A 21,619-nucleotide genomic window follows, 5' to 3' on the forward strand; every position below is an offset into this window, starting at 1 on the left:
GAAATTTTTATTATCCTATTGCCACTTCACTATTATATGACAACCTATGAAAAATTTATTGATCTTAATCGTTTTCGCTGCTGTGTATCTGCATTTCTACCCTCAACCAGAGCTAACACAGTGGTATAACGAACAAAAAGAAACGGCTTTAGAGATATTTTCTGATGCCACCGACACTAAAGTGCGTTTAAAATCAGATCGAATTTATAAGGATTTAGAATCAAGGTTTGATGAATTTAGAGATAGTGAAATTAAATACTTAGAACAGATTACTAGCTCTAGAAGTAGTGTAAAAGAATACTACACTGACTTTTGTAGTGGCAAACGTGACTCTAAATTTCATGTAAAAAATCAAAAGTTAGTTTGCCAAACTATTTCACAATATACTGGGTTGTTTTAACGAAGCACTAATTACAATAGCAATCGATTTAGAGGTTGGGGTATCGCTATTATCGCCAACGCTATCTAACGCAACCAAAGGGTTTGCCTCTGGAAAATAGGTCGCAGCATTCCCTTTGGGCATATCGTAGGGTAGCAGTTTAAAAGCAGTAACTTTTCGCTCGACTTCATCTGGCCAAAGTGACGTGATATCCACTAGGTCACCTGCTTCAAAACCTAAATCAGTCATATCTTCTGGGTTCAACAACAGCACTTCTCGTTCACCGCTTATCCCTCGATATCTGTCTTCAAAACCATAGATTGTTGTGTTGTATTGATCATGTGACCTTAAGGTCTGCAAGACAAATATCTTATCTTGACTTAGCGCTCTTACTGATTGAGGCACAATATTTTCTGGTAACGCGTTAACTTTCAATTCCGCTTTTTTACTAGGTGTATTCCAGTTCCGCTCACCCGCACTATTACCTAGGTAAAATCCACCCGGCTGTTGTAATTTAGCATTCATATTCTTAAAACCAGGTATGGTATTCGCAATGAGCTCTCTAATTCCATCATAGTCTTGAGTTAATTCAAGCCAATTAACCGGCTGATTCCCTAAGGTAGCAGTGGCAATTCCTGCTATTATCGCAGGTTCCGAACGCATGTCTCCTATATGCCCTTCGACTACACCTGCTGAGGCATGCACCATTGAAAACGAGTCTTCCACAGTGACTTGCTGAGGACCTTTGGCTTGTACATCAACATCTGTTCGCCCTAGACATGGTAGAATTATAGATTGCTTTCCTGGTGTAACATGAGTGCGATTTAACTTAGTCGCTATATGAACAGTTAGATCACAGCTAGCCATAGCCTTTCTACTAAGCTCTGTATCCGGCGTTGCGGCTACAAAGTTACCACCTAGCCCAATGAATACTTTACTTTCACCTGCTAGCATAGCGCTAATAGCTTGCACGGTATTGTGTCCCGGCGCTCTTGGTGGTTTAAAGTTGAAATGACTTGTAAGGCTATCTAAAAACTTATCATCAGGTTTTTCGTTAATGCCCATGGTGCGATCCCCTTGAACATTTGAATGCCCTCGCACAGGACAAAGACCAGCCCCAGGTTTTCCAATATGACCAAATAGCAGCTGTAAATTAGTAATTTCCTGAATAGTAGCGACTGAATGTTTATGTTGAGTGATACCCATTGCCCAAGTGACAATGACGCTGTTGGCTTGCTGATAAATAGTGGCCGCCTGTTCGATTTCAGCTTGGCTTAACCCTGACTGCTGTTCAATATGTTGCCAAGATGTATTGCGGACCAAATCTAAGTATTCTTCTAGACCTTGCGTATGTTCAGTAATAAACTTTTCATCAAAAAGCGAAGAGCCCTTTTGAGTTGCACTCGCATTTCGCTGTTCCAATACTTTAACCATACCGCGCACTACAGCCATATCGCCACCTAAATTAGGTTGAAAATATTGGCTTGAAATTGTTGTGCCATCACCGGCTAACATCTCTTTGGCAGACTGTGGGTTGGTAAAACGCTCTAAGCCACGTTCTTTCAGCGGGTTAAAAGTTACTATACTTGCCCCTCGGCGTGAAGCATGGCTTAACGAATCAAGCATACGTGGATGATTGGTGCCTGGGTTTTGCCCAAATACAAAAATAGCATCAGCATACTCAAAATCTTTAATGGTAACAGTGCCTTTACCAATACCAATAGCTTGTTTTAACGCATAACCACTAGCTTCATGGCACATATTAGAGCAATCGGGAAAGTTATTGGTGCCGTACGCCCGAACAAAAAGCTGGTATAGATATGCAGCCTCATTACTCGTGCGCCCAGAGGTATAGAACTCTGCTTGATTCGGGCTAGCAAGTGTATTCAACTGATTTGCTATTAAATCAAATGCTTGCGACCAGCTAATCGGCTGATATTTATCTAACTCAGCATGATAAGATAGGGGCTGATGCAGACGCCCTTGATCTTCTAAAAAATAGTCACTCTGCTCATCTAGCCAACGAACTGAATGTGTATCAAAGAAACTAGCTGGAATACGCTTACTGGTTGCTTCCCAATTAACCGCCTTAGCCCCGTTTTCACAAAAGCGAAAGCGGCCTGGTTCATCTTTTTCACCCCAAGCACAACCAGGACAATCAAACCCTTTATCCTGATTTGTTTTCAATAAGTTTTTTATATTTTTTGCGATATTTTCGCTTTTCAACAGGTGCTTAGCTGTACTTGCTAACGCGCCCCAACCACCGGCAGCGCCTGTATACTTCTTATAACTCATCGCCATTTCCTGTTGATTGTATTAATCGTTGCTCACCACTGTAAACATTGGCTTGCTGTGATTTTACAAAGCCTATAATGGTTTGATTAAATTGTTTAGCAGTGGTTATTGCTAAATCAGAAGGTGCTCCTACGGCAACAATAACCGTAATTCCAGCAACCACAGCTTTTTGCACTAGTTCAAAGCTAATACGACCGCTTAATACTAAAACACAACCTTTTCTAGTGTTGTGTTCAATTAAACATTGGCCAATCACTTTATCAACCGCATTATGGCGACCAATATCTTCAGCGCAAAAGCGTAACGTGTTGTTATACCAAATAGCAGCGCCATGTAAGCCACCAGTTTGAGAAAAAACTTCCTGCTGCTCCCTGAGCGTGGTTGGCATAGCCAAAATTTGTTCTGTTGTTAGCCATGAAGTGGCGTCTTTAAATGAGGAGTGCTTTACCGATAGTTGTTTAAGCTGACTTTGACCACAAACACCGCAACCAGAGTGACTAGCAAATAAACGAGTAATCTCTTGCCAGTTTATTGCTACATCTTTGGTTAATGACACTTCCGCATTATTTAATTCCTCAAGACAAATATCGGCAATATCACTTAACTGTTCAATAATACCCTGAGTGAAAAGATAGCCTACCACTAACGACTCATCTTGACCTGGCGTGCGCATAATCACTGCCAACTGCTTAGTAACCCAACAACTTACTCCAGTGTCATAGTAAGTCAGCATAATTTGCAAAGGTTGCTCGACAGCAACTAGGTCTTTTTCACTTTGTAATGAACTAACAGCAGTTTGCTGATTAATCTGCAATGTGCTTCGAACAATAGGGTTAATTGCTAGCTGTTTATTCATTATAATTAGTTTTCAGATAACCTCGTTAATAATTCGCTAAATGCTTGATGAATTTTTTGCTCTTCTGGATGTGTACCATTTTCAACTACCCAAGTACCATTAACCATGACATCTTTGACGCAATTATCAATACTAGCAAATACTAAGCTATCAAGTTTAAATTGGTCGTTTTGGGCATAGGCACTTAGTAACAACTCATCAAGAACTAACAAATCTGCTTGCTTACCTACCGCAATTTCACCGCAGTTTGACGCCGTACTTTGAGCGCCACCTTTGGCGGCATTTTTCCATAAAAATTGCCCCACGGAAGGAGTTTTCTTGTCGGCCAAAATCGCTCTTTGCTGCTTAATTAACCGTTGTGCATATTCAAGCCATCTTAGCTCTTCTACTGGGTTAACCGAAATATGGCTATCCGAACCTATTGCAAAAGTTCCTTGCTCAGTAACGAATTCTGTCGTTGGAAAAATACCATCACCTAAGTTTGCTTCTGTTGTTGGACAAATACCTGCAATCGCTCCGGTTCTGATCATCCCTTGACGTTCTGCATCATTAATATGCGTTGCATGAATTAAACACCAATGTTTATCTAAAGGGGCATTATCTAACAGCCATTGCACAGGGCGCTTATCATAATGTGATAAACAATCGTCAACTTCTTGCTGCTGCTCCGCTATATGAATATGAATTGGGGCATTGGCATCTTTTGTTCTCACGTGATTAACGGCAGACAATAGGGACGTTTTGTCTACAGCTCGCAATGAATGTGGTGCAATGCCGACATTAGTATTTTGATAAACTTTGGATAGCTCAAAACAATCATCTATTAGCTGATTAAATTGGTCAACTGAGTTAATAAATCGTCTTTGCCCTTGATTCGGCTCTTGTTCACCAAAGCCGCTAAATCGATAAAGCACAGGCAGTAAAGTTAATCCAATTCCAGATTTATTTGCGGCTTTGAAGATTGCGCTGGCCATCGCAGCAAGTTCTTGATGAGGCTGCCCATCGATATCGTGATGCAAATAGTGAAATTCCGCTACTCGTGTGTACCCTTTTTTCAGCATCTCAATATAAAGCTGGTTAGCAATGAGCTCAGCATCATTAACCGTTAATTGAGAAAGAAATTGATACATAATCTTTCGCCATGTCCAAAAACTATCTTGCCCTTCACTACCTTGCTCGCTAAATCCAGCAAACGCTCGTTGGAAAGCGTGAGAATGACAATTTACCATGCCTGGAATGATAACTTCTTTAACATGATCCGCCTGTGAAGCTTCACCTTTTGCCATCGATGTAATAACGCCGCTTTCAATAGTCAGCAGTTGTTCATGTGCCCATCCGTCGGCAAGCAATATATGCCGCGCAAATAACTTCATCATTTTCACTTAACCTTTTGTCGCTATGTTGTGGCCGTATGCAATCAACGTTTCTACCAAGGCTTTTAATTTTGGTTTAACTTTCTCGGCTAATACTTCATTGTAGGTTAGCTCTTGTTCATCCATGTAAGTAATTTGTGACAATTCAAGCTGTAATGCATGAACATTGTCCGCAGGATTACCAAATGCTCGGGTAATATAACCACCTTTAAATCGACCATTAGTTACTTGGCTATATGGTTGAAAATCAATATTTTCTACTTGTTTTACTAACGCTTCACTACAGCTATAACCATCAGCCGTACCAAAATTGAAATCAGGGAGTCTGCCTTCAAAAAATCGCGGCACATGAGACAAGATAGAATGCGCTTCTAGCAAAATAGCACAGCCAAATTTTTGTTTGATTTCGGATAACCTATTGGCGAGTGCCTGATGATAGGGCTGCCAATAAAGTTCAACGCGACGAGAAACTTCTTCAGAATCTGGTGCTTTATTGGGTAAATACAGCGGCGATAAATCAAAAGCAGTTGTCGGACAAAGCTCAGTGGAGTTCGCGCCCGGGTATAAATTCTCACCGCTTGGGTTTCTATTTAAATCAATGACATAACGGCTATTGTGAGGCATGATAACAGACGCCCCTATGCTTTCTGCAAAATCATACAGCCTATCTTTAAACCAATCCGTATCACGTATTGCTTTAGCTTCTTCAGTCATTGTTTCAGCGATATCAGCGGGAATTTCTTGACCATTGTGAGGCATGCTAATCAATAAAGGACTATTACCTTTTATTAGCGTAAAACATTGAGACATCTCATCACCAAATTGTATATACAAGTTGAGTATTAATTTATCACGAGCCAGCTATTCAAGGCAAATCAGCAAATGGTTTTCTATTGAAAGCCGTCAATATTCTTGAATATACAAACAAAAAAGCCGAGTCATGTAACAACTCGGCTTTCAATATAATATATATGTTAACTTATTTTAGTCTCTGGAAAACTCAGCAACAATGGAGCCTTGCTTATCAAGCAATTGTAATTGGCTCTCGTTAAATTGATAACCAGCAACCGTTGCCATAGCTTTGGCATAACGCCCTTCTAACGCCATCGCATTTTTGCAAAACTTTCGAGTCATCGCAAAGTGACTAAAGTTAAGGCTTTGTTCATCTGCACTATATTGCCCAAAGTAATTATTGCATCCAGAAAAACCATTTGCCTGGCTTTTCTCAGCATTAAAACGGAGAAATATCGGTTTACCACCTTCGCCTTTTTCTGCTGCTTGCCCGTTTAATTGAACAAGTTGCCATTGTGCATGCACAAGTTTATTAACATTACTCACTTCAACCTCAGTCGCTTGTTCTGTTGCTAATTCTTCTATAGTTTGATTGCTATTACATGCAGCCAAGCTAATCGATAATAGTACAGCACTTAAAAAGGGATAATTCATCTGTCACTCTCAATAATTAACACCTTGTTATTGTAGCGAATAACTTCAAATGTTCGACTAAAATATTGGATTTTAGTTAACTAATTGTGCTGCTTTTAATAATAGCTCTGGGTGTAAACGAACTTTGAAGTTAGGGTTCACATAGCTAAATTGCACTAAACCTTTTGAATCAATTACATAAATAGCAGGTACGGGCAATACTAAGCGCTCATCACCATGACCATTTTTTTGCAAAGGGTTAGTTAGGTTCATCTTTGCTAAATAGCGTTCTGTCACTTTTTGAGAGGTAAAAAAAGCTAAGCCAAACGCTTGGGAAATTGTTGAGTTATAATCAGAAATTAATTGATAATCTAATGACATTTTATCAACACTTTTTTGTAAGTTTTCTGGCGCATCTGTAGAAACTCCTACTAACTGAAAACCAGCTGCTTTCAACTTAGGTTCTAGTTGCTTGAGCTGTCCCATTTGCGTGTTACAGAATGGGCACCAGCCACCACGATAAAAAAACAATATGGTTTTTTTATTATTTAATACCTTAGATAAAGGTACTTGTTTATTCTCAATAGTAGTCACTTGCATTTCTGGTGCTTGTTGACCATTAAGAAGAGGGGAAACCAGATCTGCTGATTCAGCAATTTGTTTTGCACTAGCCGATAATGCAAAAGTTAAAAGAATTAGTGTTGAAAGTATTTTTTTCATAATAGTCCAAGTATTAAAACAGTTAGGCATGTGACCTTTAGTTGCGAAAAAAACTTTCAACAACATTCGATTACTGACATTATAATTTTTATCAATACAAATTAAGGTGTTGGAAACATATGGCGGCACACAGGAAACTCCCTCACCTGTTAAGCAATATATTTTGCTTGTTTTCCTTTATTTCCTTCGTTATTTATTTATTCCCGACAAGTAGTTACGCTCAAAATAATAGCGTAGATTCTCAGGAAAATCGTACCCTACGCATCGCTTTACCAACCACTTCAGTAGCCCAACTAGACGATAAAGAAAAATTTGACGATTTAATTAAGTTTTTACAGGCTTATTGGCAAATATGGGCGATAGATTTTCAATATCAAATCGAATTTCAACAATTGGCTACGGCAAATGCTAGGCAAGCACTTGAAAATAATGATATCGACATCGTTGCCATATCAATCATTAGAACTCCTAATAAGAATGTTCTTTTTAGCTTACCTTATGCGAAGTATCGTCAACGACTGTTCCGCCGAATCGATGCAGAGCAATCAGGCAACATTAAGTTAGCGATTCATTCCAGTTCCACCCAAACGCTGAACTATTTAGGCGGTCATATTGAACGTGATTATTATTACGATTTAAGTGACCTACTCAACAATGAACAAGAATATGATGCTATTTATTCCACTCAACCGTGGGCACTAAAAGCTCAACTTGCGCAACAAAATTTGATTGATAAATTTTATGAAAACCCATCAGAAACACCGGAAGTGTTTTTTCATGTCATGACTAGAGCAGATGATCGAGCATTAATGTATGACATTAATGAAGGTTTGCGCGGCGTAAATTCAATACAAGTCAAATTATGGCGTGACAAATATATATTTGATAATGATAGCAATATCGATCTTACGTTAGGGCAATATATTAAAAATATTTCCGAAGAAGAAAAGCAATACCTTATTGATAACAATGAGCAAAGTTATGTAGCACTTAGCTATGGAATTCCACCGTTTGTTATCACAAAAGACTTTAATAATATCGCAGAGCGTGGCCTAGCAATTGATTTACTTAAAAAAGTAACAGAAAGAACAGGAATAATTTTTAGACCTAATTATATTAAAAGTGAATCGGACTATTTTTCGAGCGTTTATAATCAAAATAGCGATCTTGCCCCTTTATCAACTCAAGGTGAACATTTATTAGAAAAGCTCGATTACAGTGTCCCATACCTTAAAGCTCGATATAGTTTAGTCACCCGTCATGGCTCCACAATTTCAAATAACTTTTCTGACCTTAAATTTGAAGCCATAGGCCTGCTTAACGGTTATAACGATAGCCTGATTTTGGAAGAAATGCTGCCAAACGCTGACTTTAAATATTACAACACTCACGAACAAGTCCTGAAAGCGGTAGCGCAAGGCGAAATAAATGCTTTCATTGGCCACACTCTAATGAGCTCTTACTTCATCAAGAAACTACTGCTGGCAAATCTCAACAGTCAACCCATGCCAACTTTCAGGGCTAATAGTAGTTACCGGTTTGCAGTAAAAAAGCACAACTCACAATTATTAAACTTATTAAATCGTTCGATCAGCAACTTAACGGCTTATGAATTTGATGCGCTGTACAATAAATGGAGTCAATCTATACTGCTTGAAAAAGACGTACAAGTGCATGTCAAAGGTGCCTACCGCCAAGCAGGCTACATTCTAATTTCCATGGCTTTAATTGGCCTGATTGTCGCTTGGATATATTTTCGTCAATTACAAATTGTTAAAACAGCCCGAGCTAAAGTGGAACAAGCTTTATCTATCGCTGAAGCTGCCAGAGCTGAAGCAGAAAAGTCAGCTCAAGCGAAAATCACTTTCCTTGCCCGAATGAGCCACGAAATAAGAACACCGATGAATGGTGTATTAGGTATGGCCGAAGAACTGTCTTATACCTCTTTAAATGAAAAACAGAAAGATTTATTAAGCACCTTAGATGGTTCAGCTAGAAATCTACTCGCATTACTTAATGATGTATTAGACTTCTCAAAAATAGACGCTGGTAAGCTTACGCTGGAGACCGTTCCGGTAAATATTAAAGCCCTTTGCCAAAGTGCGATTGCAAACTTTAAACACCATGAAAAAGAAAAACCCATCAAGCTTACACTTAAGCTAGATAGTGCACTCAACGAACATTACCTATGTGATCCGACTCGGCTCATGCAAGTACTAAACAACTTAGTGAGTAATGCTGTAAAGTTTACTAAAAAGGGCTCAGTTAGCTTAAGTGTTGATGTAATCGAACAACATAATCGAAAAGGTGACTCCTACCATACCGTCAAACTCAGTGTACAAGACAGCGGGATCGGAATTGCGAAAAATAAGCAGGCACAGCTATTTACACCATTTATACAAGCAGACAATGCAGTTAGTCGCCAGTTTGGTGGTACAGGTCTTGGTTTAAGTATTAGTCAGGAAATTATTAACGCATTAGGCGGGAAAATTACACTCGAATCAAAAGAAGGCAAAGGCAGTAACTTTCATTTTACTTTAACATTGAAACAAATTGCTCATTTGCCCAGTAAAAATGAACGGCGACAGACAAACCGCAGCGAAATGTCTGCCAATGACCAGCGATTTAAGTCAATTAGAATTCTTGTCGCCGAAGATAATATCGTCAATGTAAAAGTGCTAACCGCTCAATTAGACCGGCTAAATATTCAGCCCGATATTGCTGAGCATGGCGAACAAGCGTTGCAAATGCACCGTAAAAAGCCCTATGACATTATTATCTCTGATTGTCATATGCCAGTAATGGATGGCTTTGAATTAGCTAAAACATTAACCAATGAAAAAAGTGGTCGAGCGCTGTGGTTAATTGCAGTAACTGCTGACGCGTTATCTGGTAGCTCTGATAAGTGTTTGGCGGCAGGCTTTGATGACTATATGGCGAAACCAAGTACGCAAGAAGAAGTTGCCGATAAACTTCACCACGCCTACCGTCAATTTATGAAACGTCGAGCAACACTAGTAACAAGTACTGAAAAAAACGCTAAATACAATGAACCTACCAAGAGCGACAACACGTAACCACTATCGCTCTTGATGCTAAAAGCCAATACTTAGCAGTTTAATATTCGCTAAACTTTAAACTGCCCAACTAGTGAGTTTAAATTGTCATAAGCTGCTTGTAGTTCGTCACAAGCGGCTTGAGTTTGTTGATGGTTTGTAACACCTTGCTGATTTAGATCCATCAATTGCATTATGTCTTCATCAATCGACTGTATTACGCTTACTTGCTGCATTGTCGCATCAGCCACCGCATGATTTTCTCGGTCAACATCCGCTAATTCAGTAATAATTTGCTGCATTTTTTCACCCGCAACATTAGCCAGCTCGACACTAGACTCACTATTTTTTTGGCTCTCGTCCATTACTGAAACAACTGAGGTTGAACCTTGTTGCAGATTTTCAATCATGACTTCAATTTCTTGTGTCGCATCTTGAGTACGTTGAGCAAGTTGCCTTACTTCATCAGCAACAACCGCAAAACCTCGCCCTGCCTCACCTGCACGCGCCGCTTCAATCGCTGCATTAAGTGCCAGCAAGTTGGTTTGAGAACTTACCCCTTTAATAACATCTAAAATATTACCAATATTTTCTGTTTCTTTGCTTAGCTTGCCAATTTCGACACTCGACTCCCCCATCACTTCGCTAAGCCTATTCATCGCTTCAATATTATCAGTTAGCGCTCCTACACCTTCTTGTGATTGACCTTGCATCGTGCTTGTTAAATGTGAGGCATTGTTGGCATTACTCGATATCTCTTGAGCTGAGCTATTTAGCTCAGTAACCGCCGTTGAAACATTAGTACCACGAGATAACTGCTGTTCAGCCATTGTTATGCCGTTGCTGGCGCTATCTCTTACTTGACCAATATGTGAGTTGAGTAGATCAGAGACTTTCAATACTTGAGTCATCGACTGATGAATAGTACCGATAAAACTGTTGAAGTGCTGTGATAGCTCACCTATTTCATCCTGGCTATTCACTGATAAACGCTTGGTTAAATCACCATCGCCTTGTGAAATATCAATAATGGCATCAGAAAGTTGATTAATAGGCTTAAGTAAGTGAGTCAATAGTACGTTGAGTAAAATCATAGTCACTACCACACTAATAAAGCCGAAAATCATGGCTCGAGTACGTGCATCAGCTAAAGGTGCATAGGCTTTTTCTTGGTCAAGCACGACCCCTAAATACCAATTAACAGAAGAAATACCTTTTACGGGAATAAAGGAGATAATTTGATTGCTGCTATCGACATCAACTAGTTCACTACTTAACGCTGCATTAAAGCCTAATAGATCGCTTACGTTTTTATCAATAAATTTAGCATTAGGGTGACTTAATATTTTACCTTGATCGGTGACTAAATAGGCATAACCTAGCCCCAGAAATTCAATATCATTAATAATATTTGCGATTTCATCTAGCAAAATATCGCCTCCAGCAACACCAATAAATTGACCATTTTTTTCAATCGGTGCTACTGCTGAAATTAACAACTTATTAATCGTGACATCCACATAGGGTTCGGTAAATGAAGAGGCCCTGTTTTGCTTAACTTGTGTATACCAAGGCCTTTGTCGTGCATCAAAACCTTCTGGCAATACGATACTAGGGTCATCTAAAATAAACTCCCCCGAACCTTCCACACCAACATAGGCATTTTTAAAGTCACCTGATACATCAGCTTGTATGACGATATCGGCTATGCGTTCTGAATCAGCACCGGCTTCAGTGGAAGAGGCAATCGCTTCAACAATCGCTAATTTACCGTTAAGCCAATTAGCTATATTGCCAGAAACGGAAGATGAAATTTCAGCAATTCCTTGGCTCAAATTTTCATGCACTTCTGATTTAACTGCACTGTAATTTCTAATAGTGAGTATGGTTAATGCCAAAACCAATAATACTGCAGCTACAAGGTTTATCTTGTGAGCAAATTTTAGCTTCGCGAACATAATAATTCTCTTTCCACTTTACCTATAAAGGCGTTATAACACGTTAGCGTGATGATTCCAAAAACCGCATTATTCAAATTTCTTGTAGAAATTAACAAACGCTAATTTTTCACTTATAGAGAAGAAATGTAACTTATAACCTTTCAGGCTAGCTTACATACTAACAATACTGGCAATATAGACTTATTTAACGGTTGGAAAATAAATGCAGTCTTATAATCACTACGTATTAACGTGGCAATGTCCTGATACGTCAGGAGTACTTGCTAAAATCACACATAATTTATATCAACACGGGGCATTTATTACTGAAACCTCACAGTATAGTGATCCCTACACAGATACCTTTTTCTCCCGTATTGCATTTGATGACAGATCACTAACCGTACCTATTGAAGAATTTAAGCAAGGCATCGAGACGTTAGCTAAGCCATTAGATATGCAATATCAATTGCGCTCGAGAGATTTGCTACCGAAAGTTGTTATTGCCGTATCCAAAGATGACCACTGTTTAGTCTCATTATTAACCAAATGGAAAGCTGGTGTTTTACCCATTGATATTGTGGCGATTGTTTCCAACCATAAAGATTGCCAAGCTTTGAGCCAATGGCACGGTATTCCTTTTCATCATTTACCAATTAAGCAATCAACTAAAGCTGAACAAGAAGCTCAAATGCTGACCATTTTCAATGACCACCAAGCTGACTTACTAATTCTTGCCCGATATATGCAAATTCTCTCAGACGACTTATGTGAAGAGTTAAAAGGCAAGGCTATTAATATTCATCATTCATTTTTGCCTAGCTTTAAAGGCGCACGCCCTTATCACCAAGCACACAAACGAGGGGTAAAAATTATCGGTGCAACAGCACACTATGTGACTGCAGATCTAGATGAAGGTCCTATTATCGTCCAAGAAGTAAAACCCATTAATCACACATTCACTATTGAGCAAATGGTACATATGGGTCATGACCTAGAAGCTACTGCACTTTCACACGCGGTAAAAATGCACGCCGAACAACGCATATGCCTTAACGGAGACAAAACGGTGATACTGGCTTAACTCGCAACGGCTAAGCTAACTGCAGCTGTAAAATTATTGTTACGGCTGTAGTCATTCTCATACGTTAAAGCGATCACCAATCTGCTTTACCATTTAGTGCCTACCTATTCTTTGTGATACAAATAGCGTTATCAGTAATCAATAACATTGTTCATTTATCATGATTAACCTTAAACGCATACATCATGTAGCTTATCGCTGCAAAGATGCAAAACAAACTGTCGATTGGTATAAAGAAATGCTCAATATGGAGCTTACCGTCGCGATTGCCGAAAATGAAGTGCCATCAACCAAAGCACCAGACCCTTATATGCATATATTTCTAGATGCTGGGATGGGCAATGTTTTAGCGTTTTTTGAAATTCCAAATTCACCAGACATGGGCAGAGACGAAAATACGCCGACTTGGGTACAGCACATCGCATTAGAAGTTGAAGATATTGATGCGCTAGTCGCAGCCAAAGAATATCTACAAAGCAAAGATGTTGACGTTTTGGGACCTGTAAATCACGGTGTGTTCAAGTCTATTTACTTCTTTGATCCAAATGGTCATCGTCTTGAACTTGCAGCAAATACCGGTACCAAAGAGCAATTTCAGGAATTGAAACGAGTTGCACCTTTGATGATTGAAGAATGGAGTCAAACTAAACGAGCCCCAAGACACGCGGCTTGGCTTCACGAACAAGACTAATTTTTGTTAATTTAGTTAAACAAAAACCAGCCAAGTGCTGGTTTTTTATTACCACTAAAAGTGTTTATGCTTAGTTAAGTTAATATCTTGTATACAATATTACTCTTATGTGAACTTAACGTTGGTTATAAACGAACCATTTCGTACAAAATTCAAACACAACAAGCGTGATACTTTTGCCATAAAATTTGTAAGACATTTGCCATAGATGCGATAGATAATCACCATTCGTCGATAGATTACAATTTTATTACACATTAAATACAGCCACTTAGAGAAATCACATCAAATAATTATAAAAAATATTATAAAACACCCTTGTCGAAGAAAGTGAGCAAGGTAAAGTATTGACCAGCTATTGAGTTAGCCAATAACAGGGACACTAGTTTTACTAGTTTTGACAGGAAGCAAGTTGTCATTCACTTAAGTGAAGACCCTTAAAATTTAACATGGATGGTTGCCTTAATTATCGGGAAGATAAGTTTTACAAGTCCAGGAGGGCTCGTAGGGATAGCCAAAAAAAGTGTTAGGAAGACCAAGAAAAAGAAAATTAAGTACGGAAACGTTAAAAGAATAACAGGATATGTCAGATTAACAGGGACTGTGCTAATTAGGTAGGAAACCTATTAAGAATCGGAACGAAATATTGCTGGCGTGAGCCACAATACACTCTCCCAAAGCGATGCAATTGCATCGCTTTTTTCTTTTCTAAAATCTTTATTCCCGTTCTGCGCTATATCGCGTAAAATAGCGTCATTATTAGCTATCAAATGCCTTGCTCATTATGACGCGTAAAAAAAAGACCAGAAACCCAGGTTCTATTTCTATAAGACCAAACAAAGATTCGAAAGAATCAGACTTTAGCAGTAAAGATAAAAAGCCGAAAAAGAAAAGCGGTAAAATATCAGGTAACCGTCAACAAGAGGCGGTAAAGAAAAGTCGTAGCCAGTCGAGTGCTGCTGTAAATAAAGACCCACGTATCGGTAGTAAAAAACCTATAGTTCTTACTAAAGCCCCCGTTAAAGAAGAAAAAGTAAAGTCTAAAAAGCCAAAATTAGCGCAAGGAATTGCACCGATAAAAGTAATAGAGACGGGCCCATCTATAGCTGAACAAATTGCCGCCATCGAAGCCGATGAAAAACTACAGCTTATTTTAGATAAGCAAGAAGACGGTGATTTATTAACTGAGTCTGAAGTTAGCTACTACAACAAAATGATGGATAAACACGAAGCGCTAGCTGAACAACTTGACGATGAAGATGATACCGAAGACGAACAACAAACAGATCTTAGCGAAGATGATCTTTGGGATAAGCTCGATAGCTCTGATTTATCAAAATTTGAGTAGATAAGATGTCTGAGAATAATCTTTTAATGCTTCTCGCCATTATCGGTGGATTGATCATTTTTGCGCTTGCTGCGTACGCTGGAAAATTATTAAAACAGTTAAAGCAACAGCGACAAGCGCAAACAGCAGCCAATGCTCTACATAAAAAAAAGCACGCTGAACACGATGTAAAAGTACTTGATAGCGCCGTTATTATTGTCAGGGCAATGAAAGAGTCACAGTGTGAATATGCAGAAGGCGCTTGGCGACTTAATGTTCTTCTTGACTCACTTAAGCTTAGCGAAAATCTAACTGAACAATTTCCTGCTATAGTTGAACTATACGAAAGCATAAAGCATCACTCTATTTTAGATGAGCGCAAGCAACTTCCTAAGAAAGAACGAATGATGCAAGATGTCGAGCGAATGAAAGTAGAAGCTAAGCTAACAGAGCAAATTGATGCTGAACTTGAGTTATTACACGAAACCGTACTCAATAGAAAGTCAGAATTAAACAGCGCACTAACTTCTCATTAAATTCATTTACTCACTAACCTAGCGTAGGAGTAACAATGTCAGAGCAGTTGAAACAACAATTCACCAAGCGTATCGTCGAATTACAAAAGCGCATCGATAGTATTCATCATGATTTTGCCAATGGTCGTCATGCAGATTGGTCTGAGCAGGCTGGTGAAAGAGAAAATGATGAAGTACTTAATGCGCTGGAATCTGAAGCTAAAATCGAGATCCAGCAACTATCCAATGCTATTTTACGTATCGATAACGACACTTATGGTTATTGCGGAACGTGCGGAGAAGCCATTAACGAACAACGCTTGGCTGTTCAGCCTTCCGCAACAAAATGTATCAAGTGTGCCGACTGATCATAATTTGCGCCTGATCAACTTTCACTTACCTCTTTAGGGGTACACTTAGCTTCCATGAAATTGGGAGATATTATGCAAGTCGCACAGCTTTTCGATAAAAAATTATTAAATAAATACAACACCAGTGGTCCAAGATATACCTCTTACCCGACAGCACTGGAGTTTAATAACAGCTTTAACGAAGCTGGTTTAGTGAGTGCGATTGAAAGCTCTGACAATCGAGATTTATCGCTATATGTTCATATCCCTTTTTGTCATAGTCTTTGTTACTACTGTGGCTGTAATAAAATCGTCACGCGCCATCGTGATAAAGCAGATATTTATTTGGATTACCTTGCTAAAGAAATTGCTCATCAGGCGCCGTTATTTAAAGAATATCAAGTAAAACAAATTCATTGGGGCGGCGGTACACCAAGCTTTTTAACTAAACCTCAAATTAGCCAACTTGTTAAACTACTAAAAGGTCATTTCCAATTAGCTGAGAATGTGGAAATGAGTATCGAAATTGATCCTAGGGAAATAGAACTCGACTTAGCAGAGCATTTGTACGAGCTTGGCTTTAATCGTATGAGTATTGGGGTCCAAGATATCGATGAAAAAGTGCAAAAAGCAATTAACCGACTACAGTCTACTGAGTTTATTACCGAGTTTACTCATCACGCAAAACGCGTCGGTTTTCAATCAGTCAATATTGACTTAATTTATGGGCTGCCACACCAAACATTAGATACGTTTGCACGCACACTAGCAAGTGTTGAAGACATGGCGGTAGATCGCATCTCATTATTTAGCTATGCACATTTACCAAGCCGTTTTGCTGCTCAACGTAAACTCAAAGATGAATGGTTGCCTGATGCAAATGAAAAATTGGCATTAATGCAGTTGGCTATTGAAACCCTTTGCCAACAAGGATTTGATTTTATTGGCATGGACCATTTCGCGAAACCAGATGATGAACTGGCGATTGCACAAAAAAATGGTACGCTGCACCGTAATTTCCAAGGCTATACCACACAAGGTGATTGTGACTTGCTAGGCTTTGGCGTTTCATCAATTAGTGCCATTGGTAATTGCTACAGTCAAAATGACAAAGAGCTGCAAAGTTACTATAAAGCAGTTGATGAGCAAGGCCATGCGATAGACAAAGGCTTAACCCTTAATACTGATGACGCAATTCGCGGTACAGTGATTAAATCACTCATGTGCAATATGTATTTAGATAAGCGTGTAATTGAGCAACAATTCTCAATTAACTTTGATGAATATTTTGCTGAAGAGTTAACATCACTAACGACATTTATTGATGATAATTTAGTGACTAATCGCGACAATGAGATTGTTGTACATGCAAAGGCTAGACTACTGATCCGTAATATCTGTATGACCTTTGATGCTTATATGAAACAGCACCTTAATCAACAACGTTTTTCTCGCGTTATTTAAGATTGTTAACAAAACAACCAAACTAAAGTGGACGCTACTCTTGGTAGCGTCCTATCACAAACTGTACCCCGTCACTTTTAATGACTAATGCTGTACTATCACTAGTATGCTGCTCAGTCGCTTGCTCAAGCCACTGGTAATAAACATTGCGATGCACCTTTGCTTGTAAATTCCTTCTAACAATCACATAAGGTTCATCATGCTCATTTAACATTACTGGGTGCTCTTTACCCAAGATAAATTCATCCCCTAAATGCGTAGCAACCATCATTCGCTGATGTGATTCATCTTGCCACTGCCATTGGGTGAGAACAAAAGGAGCATCTTCTACGTTAATTTTAATCTTTTCGACTGGTGTTACTAAAAAGTAGTCATCATTTTCTTTTTTTAACACCGATGCAAGCAGCTTAACCAACCGCAATCGCTTAAACGGCGTCCCATTATAGAACCACTCACCATTAGCTTTAATTATTAAATCCATTTCTCCACAATATTCAGGATCCCACATTTCGACTGGCGGTAATTTAGCTTCCTCACCAGTTAATTGACCGTCAAGTTGTGCAAATAAATTTTCTAACGACATATTGAATAATTTTTTAATACCTTTAGCCAAATAATAATAGAGAAAACGATAAATGTCGCTTGTCAAACAATCTCAATTTACGATAGAATCCGCGCACTAACTCTTCAGAGTCAGTTTTCTCTTCAGTGGTGGCTATAGCTCAGTTGGTAGAGCCCCGGATTGTGATTCCGGTTGTCGTGGGTTCAAGTCCCATTAGCCACCCCATTTTTCAAGCACCTTTAATGGTGTTTTTTTATGGTTAAATTTTAACTATTACGACCACGACGAATCACTCGTGATTCCCCTCTCTATTACCGTGCGGTTCAAACCCCTTTAGTCACCTTATTTTTCAAGCACCTTTAATGGTGTTTTTTTATGGTTAAATTTTAACTATTACGATCACGACGAATTAATCATCGACCACAAATTAACTCGGTAAAAAGTCAATCGACCAAATCGTGGTCATGATATAAACCGCTTCTTGTGGAAACTTAATCGACTTGAGAATAACAGTTAACTGACGTTCGAGTTTGGCATTATTTAATTCACTTGATTTAATAACTACCTTGCTAACACTGCCATTAGGTTGAATTTCAATTTCAAACATCACCTTGCCTTTTAAGAACGGATCTTTACGTAACGCTCGGTTGTATAGCGCGTAAAGTCGAGCTTTATTCGACTCTAACGTTCTGCGTAATGAAATTTCTGAACGTTGCCCAGCTTGTGCTGCTAATGCATCTTGCTCTGCCATTGCTCCTTCACTGGCTAGCACCTCTTCTTCTGCTAAACGAATGTGCTGGGTATTTTTAGTGCTTAGTTCATCACTTGTTACTGTTTGCGTGATTTCAGCAGCAGAAGCACCATCACTCTGCTTATTGGCAGCACCAGCAAGTAATTTACGCTTCACTTTCGTTTCTTGCGTATTAGTTTGCTCCAGTTTTGTTTGAGCTGCTGGTTTGACTTCAAAGGCTTCTCGCATAGAAAACAATTCATCTTTCATCGCCGCTAAGCCTGAAGTTTGGGCTTTTTCTCTTGCTGCCTCACGCGTTTGCTGTGGTACAACAGGTGGTTTTTCTGGCGGCTGCTCTTTCACTTCTTCTTTTAGCTCAGGCTCTACTTTTTCAGGCTCGGGCAGCGGCGGTTTCTTTTCCGGCAACGGTAATTGCTTTTCTTTAAGTAGTATTTTCGCTAACTGTGGAGGGATTTGCTCTTTCACTTCCCTCGGTACTTCCGCCTGTTCAAGCAAAGGCACGACGATAGCAAATACCAAATAAACAACGAGCAGCAAAGATAATATTTGCGTAAATCGTTTATCCTGCGGGCTTGGTTTAAACAAATCACCAAGCTCTTGAAAGCGCTCTTGTTCGGTGAAGTGGTTAGATACGGTTGCAACCGTCATATTAACCTCCACTTCCAATGTTTACTGATGACTGCACTTTTTGCTCGACAGCCAGCGATATATTGCGAAACCCCGTGTCAGCACAAGCAGCCATTATTTGCTTTAAAATGGTATAGGGGATAGATGAGTCGCCTATAATGGTCACCGCTCGCCCTTTCTCAAGCTCCATTTCAGTTAGCTCTACGCGCTTACTGGCTTGATAATTTAACTCAGCGGTTAATGCCGCAATAAATTCACCACTCTCTTGGCTAAGGTCTTCACTAGCTAGTTCATTACCAGAAACTGACTTTTGCCACACTGCGCGTTCTTGCACTAGCACCGTATCATCAAGCACTGTGATAACGACGTTTTCAACCGGCAACTCTTCCGCAATAGACACTGGTAAGTTTATCGATTCGATATTTTGCAGCACTCGAACTTCAGATTGATTGACGATTAAGAAAAATACCAAAATGGTAAAAATATCCATTAATGCAACAAGGTTTAACTTACTGCCTGCTTTAAAGCGCTTATGATGACGTTCGCGCCTTTTAGCTCGAGATGATTGCTTCACAACGCACCTCCGTTTACTTCGGCAGCACGATTATTAAGAGCCTCTTCAGGTGCATCGCCTAATGAAATCATAGGAAAAAGCTCTGCATCAACAAGATTGGCCGCGACAACCGCTTTAAAAGAGCGAACGGTATCCATAGCAGTGACTATGGTTTGATAGTCAACGGCAGGCTCAAGCAAAATAACAATATCGTTTTTATCAATTGCTTGCTGTTGAAAGGTCAATTTTAAATCTTGTAGATATACAGACAGAGCAGAAAAGTTGTAGCCTTGTTCTGTTTTTTCAAAGGTTTTAAGTAAAATTCCAGCCGGATAATTCAGCGTTAAACTGTCATTAGTGATCACAAGCTCTAGAACTTTTGGTTCTTCTTGATCTTCAGCTAACTCAGCCTCAGAAAGTACTGGTAATTGTAAATTAAGTATTCGCACTTGCGAAAAGACTAAACTAAGCAGTAATACTGGTACTAGCACGATCATTAAATTCATAAATGATGTGATGTCTAACTCAGCATCTTCCGTGTTTGGGCGACGACGACGTCTCATAATCACTAGCCTCGAAATAAGTACAATTACTGATTAAATGACAATGAGTTAAGTAATTTAATACCTGCCATTTCAATAGAGTCGACTATCGCGGCTGTTTTCGTTTGCAAGCTCGAATGAAACAAAATTAGTGGAATCGCTGTGATTAGGCCAAAAGCTGTGGTGTTCATTGCCACTGAAATACTTGAAGAAAGCAAGTTAGCTTTCTCAGCTGGATCCGCGCTTGCTACCGCGGAGAAAGCAGCAATAAGCCCCATAATAGTACCGAGTAAACCAAGTAATGTAGCGATATTTGCAAGTGTTGCGATAAATGGCGTACGCTTTTCAAGTCTTAGCATATACTCCATGATGGTTTCTTCCATCGCATACTCTACATCTTCACGTCGGCTCGATTTAGAAAGACGCGCAATACCCGACTCCAGTACATCAAATACCGGTGCCGTATTATTTTTTGCATGTTTACTTATGGCTTCAACATCACCAGACTTCAAGGCATTGTGAATCATGCCAAAGGCGTTTTTATTGGTGCGATGTGCAGCGCTTAAATAAATCCAACGCTCAATGGTGATAGCTAAACCAACAACTAACACTAAGGCGATTGGATAAATAAAAGGGCCACCATTTTGTAAAAATGCAATAACTGTCTCTGTAAAACTCATTGTTTCTTCCTTACTACGTTAATTTTTTCGGCTGTCGGTTTGCTGAACACTTTTCTGTGTCTGCTCGGCAGCAAACGCCCTGACTTGTTGTTTAAAAATTTTGGGGTAAATAGGTTGTACTTTTGGCAGCATAAGCTGCATTTCTTTGTCTTTCACGGTAATAGGGTTGTTAATTCCTTGCCAAGGCATGATGTAAAGCACCTTAGGTTGTTCTTGTGAGCCAGTGACTTTACTTTCAATAGTGACAATATTTTTAGCTAGTTTTGGCTGCCTAGTTTCCGCTTTTGTAGCGGTATCTTTTTCCTTGTTCTTTTCGTCATTTACTTTAACTTCGGTCACTGATTGCGTAGGTTCAACCTCTGTGGCAATAGCGAGTTCGATGCAACTTACACTAAATACAATCAATATGAGGTAAGTAAAATAGTTCAT

General features: G+C 39.3%; 21 protein-coding genes and 1 tRNA gene. 9 read left to right on the plus strand and 13 right to left on the minus strand.

The features are described from left to right. The first annotated feature begins 46 nt into the window (after positions 1 to 46). Complete coding sequence (locus HII17_RS03195) at positions 47 to 400, plus strand: hypothetical protein (RefSeq protein WP_169073855.1); 354 nt, start codon at positions 47 to 49, stop codon at positions 398 to 400. Here HII17_RS03195 and HII17_RS03200 read toward each other — a convergent pair. From HII17_RS03200 to HII17_RS03225, 6 genes are all read right to left on the minus strand, one after another. Beyond that, positions 377 to 2,674, minus strand: coding sequence for an FdhF/YdeP family oxidoreductase (locus tag HII17_RS03200; RefSeq protein WP_169073856.1), 2,298 nt, complete (start codon positions 2,672 to 2,674; stop codon positions 377 to 379). The two genes, HII17_RS03195 and HII17_RS03200, sit on opposite strands and share 24 nt — an antisense overlap. Then, the gene (gene fdhD, locus HII17_RS03205) at positions 2,664 to 3,530 is read right to left on the minus strand and encodes a formate dehydrogenase accessory sulfurtransferase FdhD (RefSeq protein WP_169073857.1); all 867 of its coding nucleotides are present in this window, start codon (positions 3,528 to 3,530) and stop codon (positions 2,664 to 2,666) included. Before fdhD ends, HII17_RS03200 begins: the two co-directional genes overlap by 11 nt. A 5-nt stretch (positions 3,531 to 3,535) precedes the next feature. Continuing rightward, entirely contained in the window at positions 3,536 to 4,906 is a 1,371-nt protein-coding gene (locus tag HII17_RS03210; protein ID WP_235938621.1) for a formimidoylglutamate deiminase, read from the minus strand. 6 nt (positions 4,907 to 4,912) lie between these two features. Then, a complete protein-coding gene (gene hutG, locus HII17_RS03215) occupies positions 4,913 to 5,713 on the minus strand; it encodes an N-formylglutamate deformylase (protein WP_169073858.1) in 801 nt (266 codons plus the stop codon). A 174-nt stretch (positions 5,714 to 5,887) separates the two neighbouring features. Then, on the minus strand, positions 5,888 to 6,349 hold the full coding sequence (locus HII17_RS03220; RefSeq protein WP_169073859.1) for an META domain-containing protein: 462 nt from the start codon (positions 6,347 to 6,349) through the stop codon (positions 5,888 to 5,890). A 72-nt stretch (positions 6,350 to 6,421) separates the two neighbouring features. Further along, a complete protein-coding gene (locus HII17_RS03225; protein WP_169073860.1) occupies positions 6,422 to 7,048 on the minus strand; it encodes a peroxiredoxin-like family protein in 627 nt (208 codons plus the stop codon). A gap of 119 nt (positions 7,049 to 7,167) precedes the next feature. On the opposite strand from HII17_RS03225, the gene HII17_RS03230 reads away from it, so the two are divergent. After that, positions 7,168 to 10,125 carry an ATP-binding protein gene (locus tag HII17_RS03230; RefSeq protein WP_169073861.1) on the plus strand — a complete coding sequence of 986 codons (2,958 nt, stop codon included), beginning with the start codon at positions 7,168 to 7,170 and terminating at the stop codon, positions 10,123 to 10,125. 50 nt (positions 10,126 to 10,175) lie between these two features. Here the strand turns inward: HII17_RS03230 and HII17_RS03235 are convergent, their stop codons facing one another. Next, positions 10,176 to 12,062 (minus strand): methyl-accepting chemotaxis protein, encoded by a 1,887-nt coding sequence (locus HII17_RS03235; protein WP_169073862.1) that lies wholly within the window; start codon positions 12,060 to 12,062, stop codon positions 10,176 to 10,178. A 205-nt stretch (positions 12,063 to 12,267) separates the two neighbouring features. Between HII17_RS03235 and purU the strand changes: the two genes are divergently transcribed. The 6 genes from purU to hemN all read left to right on the plus strand — a co-directional run bounded on the left by purU (position 12,268) and on the right by hemN (position 17,475). Then, a complete protein-coding gene (purU, locus tag HII17_RS03240; RefSeq protein ID WP_169073863.1) occupies positions 12,268 to 13,128 on the plus strand; it encodes a formyltetrahydrofolate deformylase in 861 nt (286 codons plus the stop codon). Between the two features lie 160 nt (positions 13,129 to 13,288). Then, complete coding sequence (locus HII17_RS03245; RefSeq protein ID WP_169073864.1) at positions 13,289 to 13,819, plus strand: VOC family protein; 531 nt, start codon at positions 13,289 to 13,291, stop codon at positions 13,817 to 13,819. Between the two features lie 784 nt (positions 13,820 to 14,603). Then, positions 14,604 to 15,167 carry a Der GTPase-activating protein YihI gene (yihI, locus tag HII17_RS03250; RefSeq protein ID WP_169073865.1) on the plus strand — a complete coding sequence of 188 codons (564 nt, stop codon included), beginning with the start codon at positions 14,604 to 14,606 and terminating at the stop codon, positions 15,165 to 15,167. Positions 15,168 to 15,172: 5 nt separating this feature from the next. Continuing rightward, positions 15,173 to 15,682 (plus strand): DUF2489 domain-containing protein, encoded by a 510-nt coding sequence (locus HII17_RS03255; RefSeq protein WP_169073866.1) that lies wholly within the window; start codon positions 15,173 to 15,175, stop codon positions 15,680 to 15,682. Between the two features lie 35 nt (positions 15,683 to 15,717). Further along, the gene (locus tag HII17_RS03260) at positions 15,718 to 16,029 is read left to right on the plus strand and encodes a TraR/DksA family transcriptional regulator (protein ID WP_169073867.1); all 312 of its coding nucleotides are present in this window, start codon (positions 15,718 to 15,720) and stop codon (positions 16,027 to 16,029) included. Positions 16,030 to 16,104: 75 nt separating this feature from the next. Further along, positions 16,105 to 17,475 carry an oxygen-independent coproporphyrinogen III oxidase gene (hemN, locus tag HII17_RS03265; protein WP_169073868.1) on the plus strand — a complete coding sequence of 457 codons (1,371 nt, stop codon included), beginning with the start codon at positions 16,105 to 16,107 and terminating at the stop codon, positions 17,473 to 17,475. 34 nt (positions 17,476 to 17,509) lie between these two features. On the opposite strand, the gene HII17_RS03270 is transcribed toward hemN, so the two are convergent. After that, positions 17,510 to 18,124, minus strand: a complete 615-nt coding sequence (locus tag HII17_RS03270) for a DUF1285 domain-containing protein (protein WP_328824450.1) — start codon at positions 18,122 to 18,124, stop codon at positions 17,510 to 17,512. 62 nt (positions 18,125 to 18,186) lie between these two features. Between HII17_RS03270 and HII17_RS03275 the strand changes: the two genes are divergently transcribed. Then, positions 18,187 to 18,262: transfer RNA gene (locus HII17_RS03275), tRNA-His, on the plus strand. Positions 18,263 to 18,464: 202 nt separating this feature from the next. Here the strand turns inward: HII17_RS03275 and HII17_RS03280 are convergent. From HII17_RS03280 to HII17_RS03300, 5 genes are read right to left on the minus strand one after another with little or no spacing between them, the layout of a single operon-like run. Continuing rightward, positions 18,465 to 19,436 carry an AgmX/PglI C-terminal domain-containing protein gene (locus HII17_RS03280; protein WP_169073869.1) on the minus strand — a complete coding sequence of 324 codons (972 nt, stop codon included), beginning with the start codon at positions 19,434 to 19,436 and terminating at the stop codon, positions 18,465 to 18,467. 1 nt (position 19,437) lies between these two features. Next, the gene (locus HII17_RS03285; protein WP_169073870.1) at positions 19,438 to 19,989 is read right to left on the minus strand and encodes an ExbD/TolR family protein; all 552 of its coding nucleotides are present in this window, start codon (positions 19,987 to 19,989) and stop codon (positions 19,438 to 19,440) included. Further along, a complete protein-coding gene (locus tag HII17_RS03290; protein WP_169073871.1) occupies positions 19,986 to 20,531 on the minus strand; it encodes a biopolymer transporter ExbD in 546 nt (181 codons plus the stop codon). Before HII17_RS03290 ends, HII17_RS03285 begins: the two co-directional genes overlap by 4 nt. Before the next feature lie 26 nt (positions 20,532 to 20,557). Next, the gene (locus HII17_RS03295; RefSeq protein ID WP_169073872.1) at positions 20,558 to 21,190 is read right to left on the minus strand and encodes a MotA/TolQ/ExbB proton channel family protein; all 633 of its coding nucleotides are present in this window, start codon (positions 21,188 to 21,190) and stop codon (positions 20,558 to 20,560) included. Positions 21,191 to 21,208: 18 nt separating this feature from the next. After that, complete coding sequence (locus HII17_RS03300) at positions 21,209 to 21,619, minus strand: hypothetical protein (RefSeq protein WP_169073873.1); 411 nt, start codon at positions 21,617 to 21,619, stop codon at positions 21,209 to 21,211.

It is taken from the genome of Thalassotalea algicola (assembly GCF_012932965.1).
GTDB lineage: Bacteria > Pseudomonadota > Gammaproteobacteria > Enterobacterales > Alteromonadaceae > Thalassotalea_F > Thalassotalea_F algicola.

Bases quoted from the DNA above. Each gene is read 5' to 3' on its own strand.
- HII17_RS03195 (WP_169073855.1), top strand. From the start codon at position 47: ATGAAAAATTTATTGATCTTAATCGTTTTCGCTGCTGTGTATCTGCAT.
- HII17_RS03200 (WP_169073856.1), bottom strand. From the start codon at position 2,674: ATGAGTTATAAGAAGTATACAGGCGCTGCCGGTGGTTGGGGCGCGTTA.
- fdhD (WP_169073857.1), bottom strand. From the start codon at position 3,530: ATGAATAAACAGCTAGCAATTAACCCTATTGTTCGAAGCACATTGCAG.
- HII17_RS03210 (WP_235938621.1), bottom strand. From the start codon at position 4,906: ATGATGAAGTTATTTGCGCGGCATATATTGCTTGCCGACGGATGGGCA.
- hutG (WP_169073858.1), bottom strand. From the start codon at position 5,713: ATGTCTCAATGTTTTACGCTAATAAAAGGTAATAGTCCTTTATTGATT.
- HII17_RS03220 (WP_169073859.1), bottom strand. From the start codon at position 6,349: ATGAATTATCCCTTTTTAAGTGCTGTACTATTATCGATTAGCTTGGCT.
- HII17_RS03225 (WP_169073860.1), bottom strand. From the start codon at position 7,048: ATGAAAAAAATACTTTCAACACTAATTCTTTTAACTTTTGCATTATCG.
- HII17_RS03230 (WP_169073861.1), top strand. From the start codon at position 7,168: ATGGCGGCACACAGGAAACTCCCTCACCTGTTAAGCAATATATTTTGC.
- HII17_RS03235 (WP_169073862.1), bottom strand. From the start codon at position 12,062: ATGTTCGCGAAGCTAAAATTTGCTCACAAGATAAACCTTGTAGCTGCA.
- purU (WP_169073863.1), top strand. From the start codon at position 12,268: ATGCAGTCTTATAATCACTACGTATTAACGTGGCAATGTCCTGATACG.
- HII17_RS03245 (WP_169073864.1), top strand. From the start codon at position 13,289: ATGATTAACCTTAAACGCATACATCATGTAGCTTATCGCTGCAAAGAT.
- yihI (WP_169073865.1), top strand. From the start codon at position 14,604: ATGACGCGTAAAAAAAAGACCAGAAACCCAGGTTCTATTTCTATAAGA.
- HII17_RS03255 (WP_169073866.1), top strand. From the start codon at position 15,173: ATGTCTGAGAATAATCTTTTAATGCTTCTCGCCATTATCGGTGGATTG.
- HII17_RS03260 (WP_169073867.1), top strand. From the start codon at position 15,718: ATGTCAGAGCAGTTGAAACAACAATTCACCAAGCGTATCGTCGAATTA.
- hemN (WP_169073868.1), top strand. From the start codon at position 16,105: ATGCAAGTCGCACAGCTTTTCGATAAAAAATTATTAAATAAATACAAC.
- HII17_RS03280 (WP_169073869.1), bottom strand. From the start codon at position 19,436: ATGACGGTTGCAACCGTATCTAACCACTTCACCGAACAAGAGCGCTTT.
- HII17_RS03290 (WP_169073871.1), bottom strand. From the start codon at position 20,531: ATGAGACGTCGTCGTCGCCCAAACACGGAAGATGCTGAGTTAGACATC.
- HII17_RS03295 (WP_169073872.1), bottom strand. From the start codon at position 21,190: ATGAGTTTTACAGAGACAGTTATTGCATTTTTACAAAATGGTGGCCCT.
- HII17_RS03300 (WP_169073873.1), bottom strand. From the start codon at position 21,619: ATGAACTATTTTACTTACCTCATATTGATTGTATTTAGTGTAAGTTGC.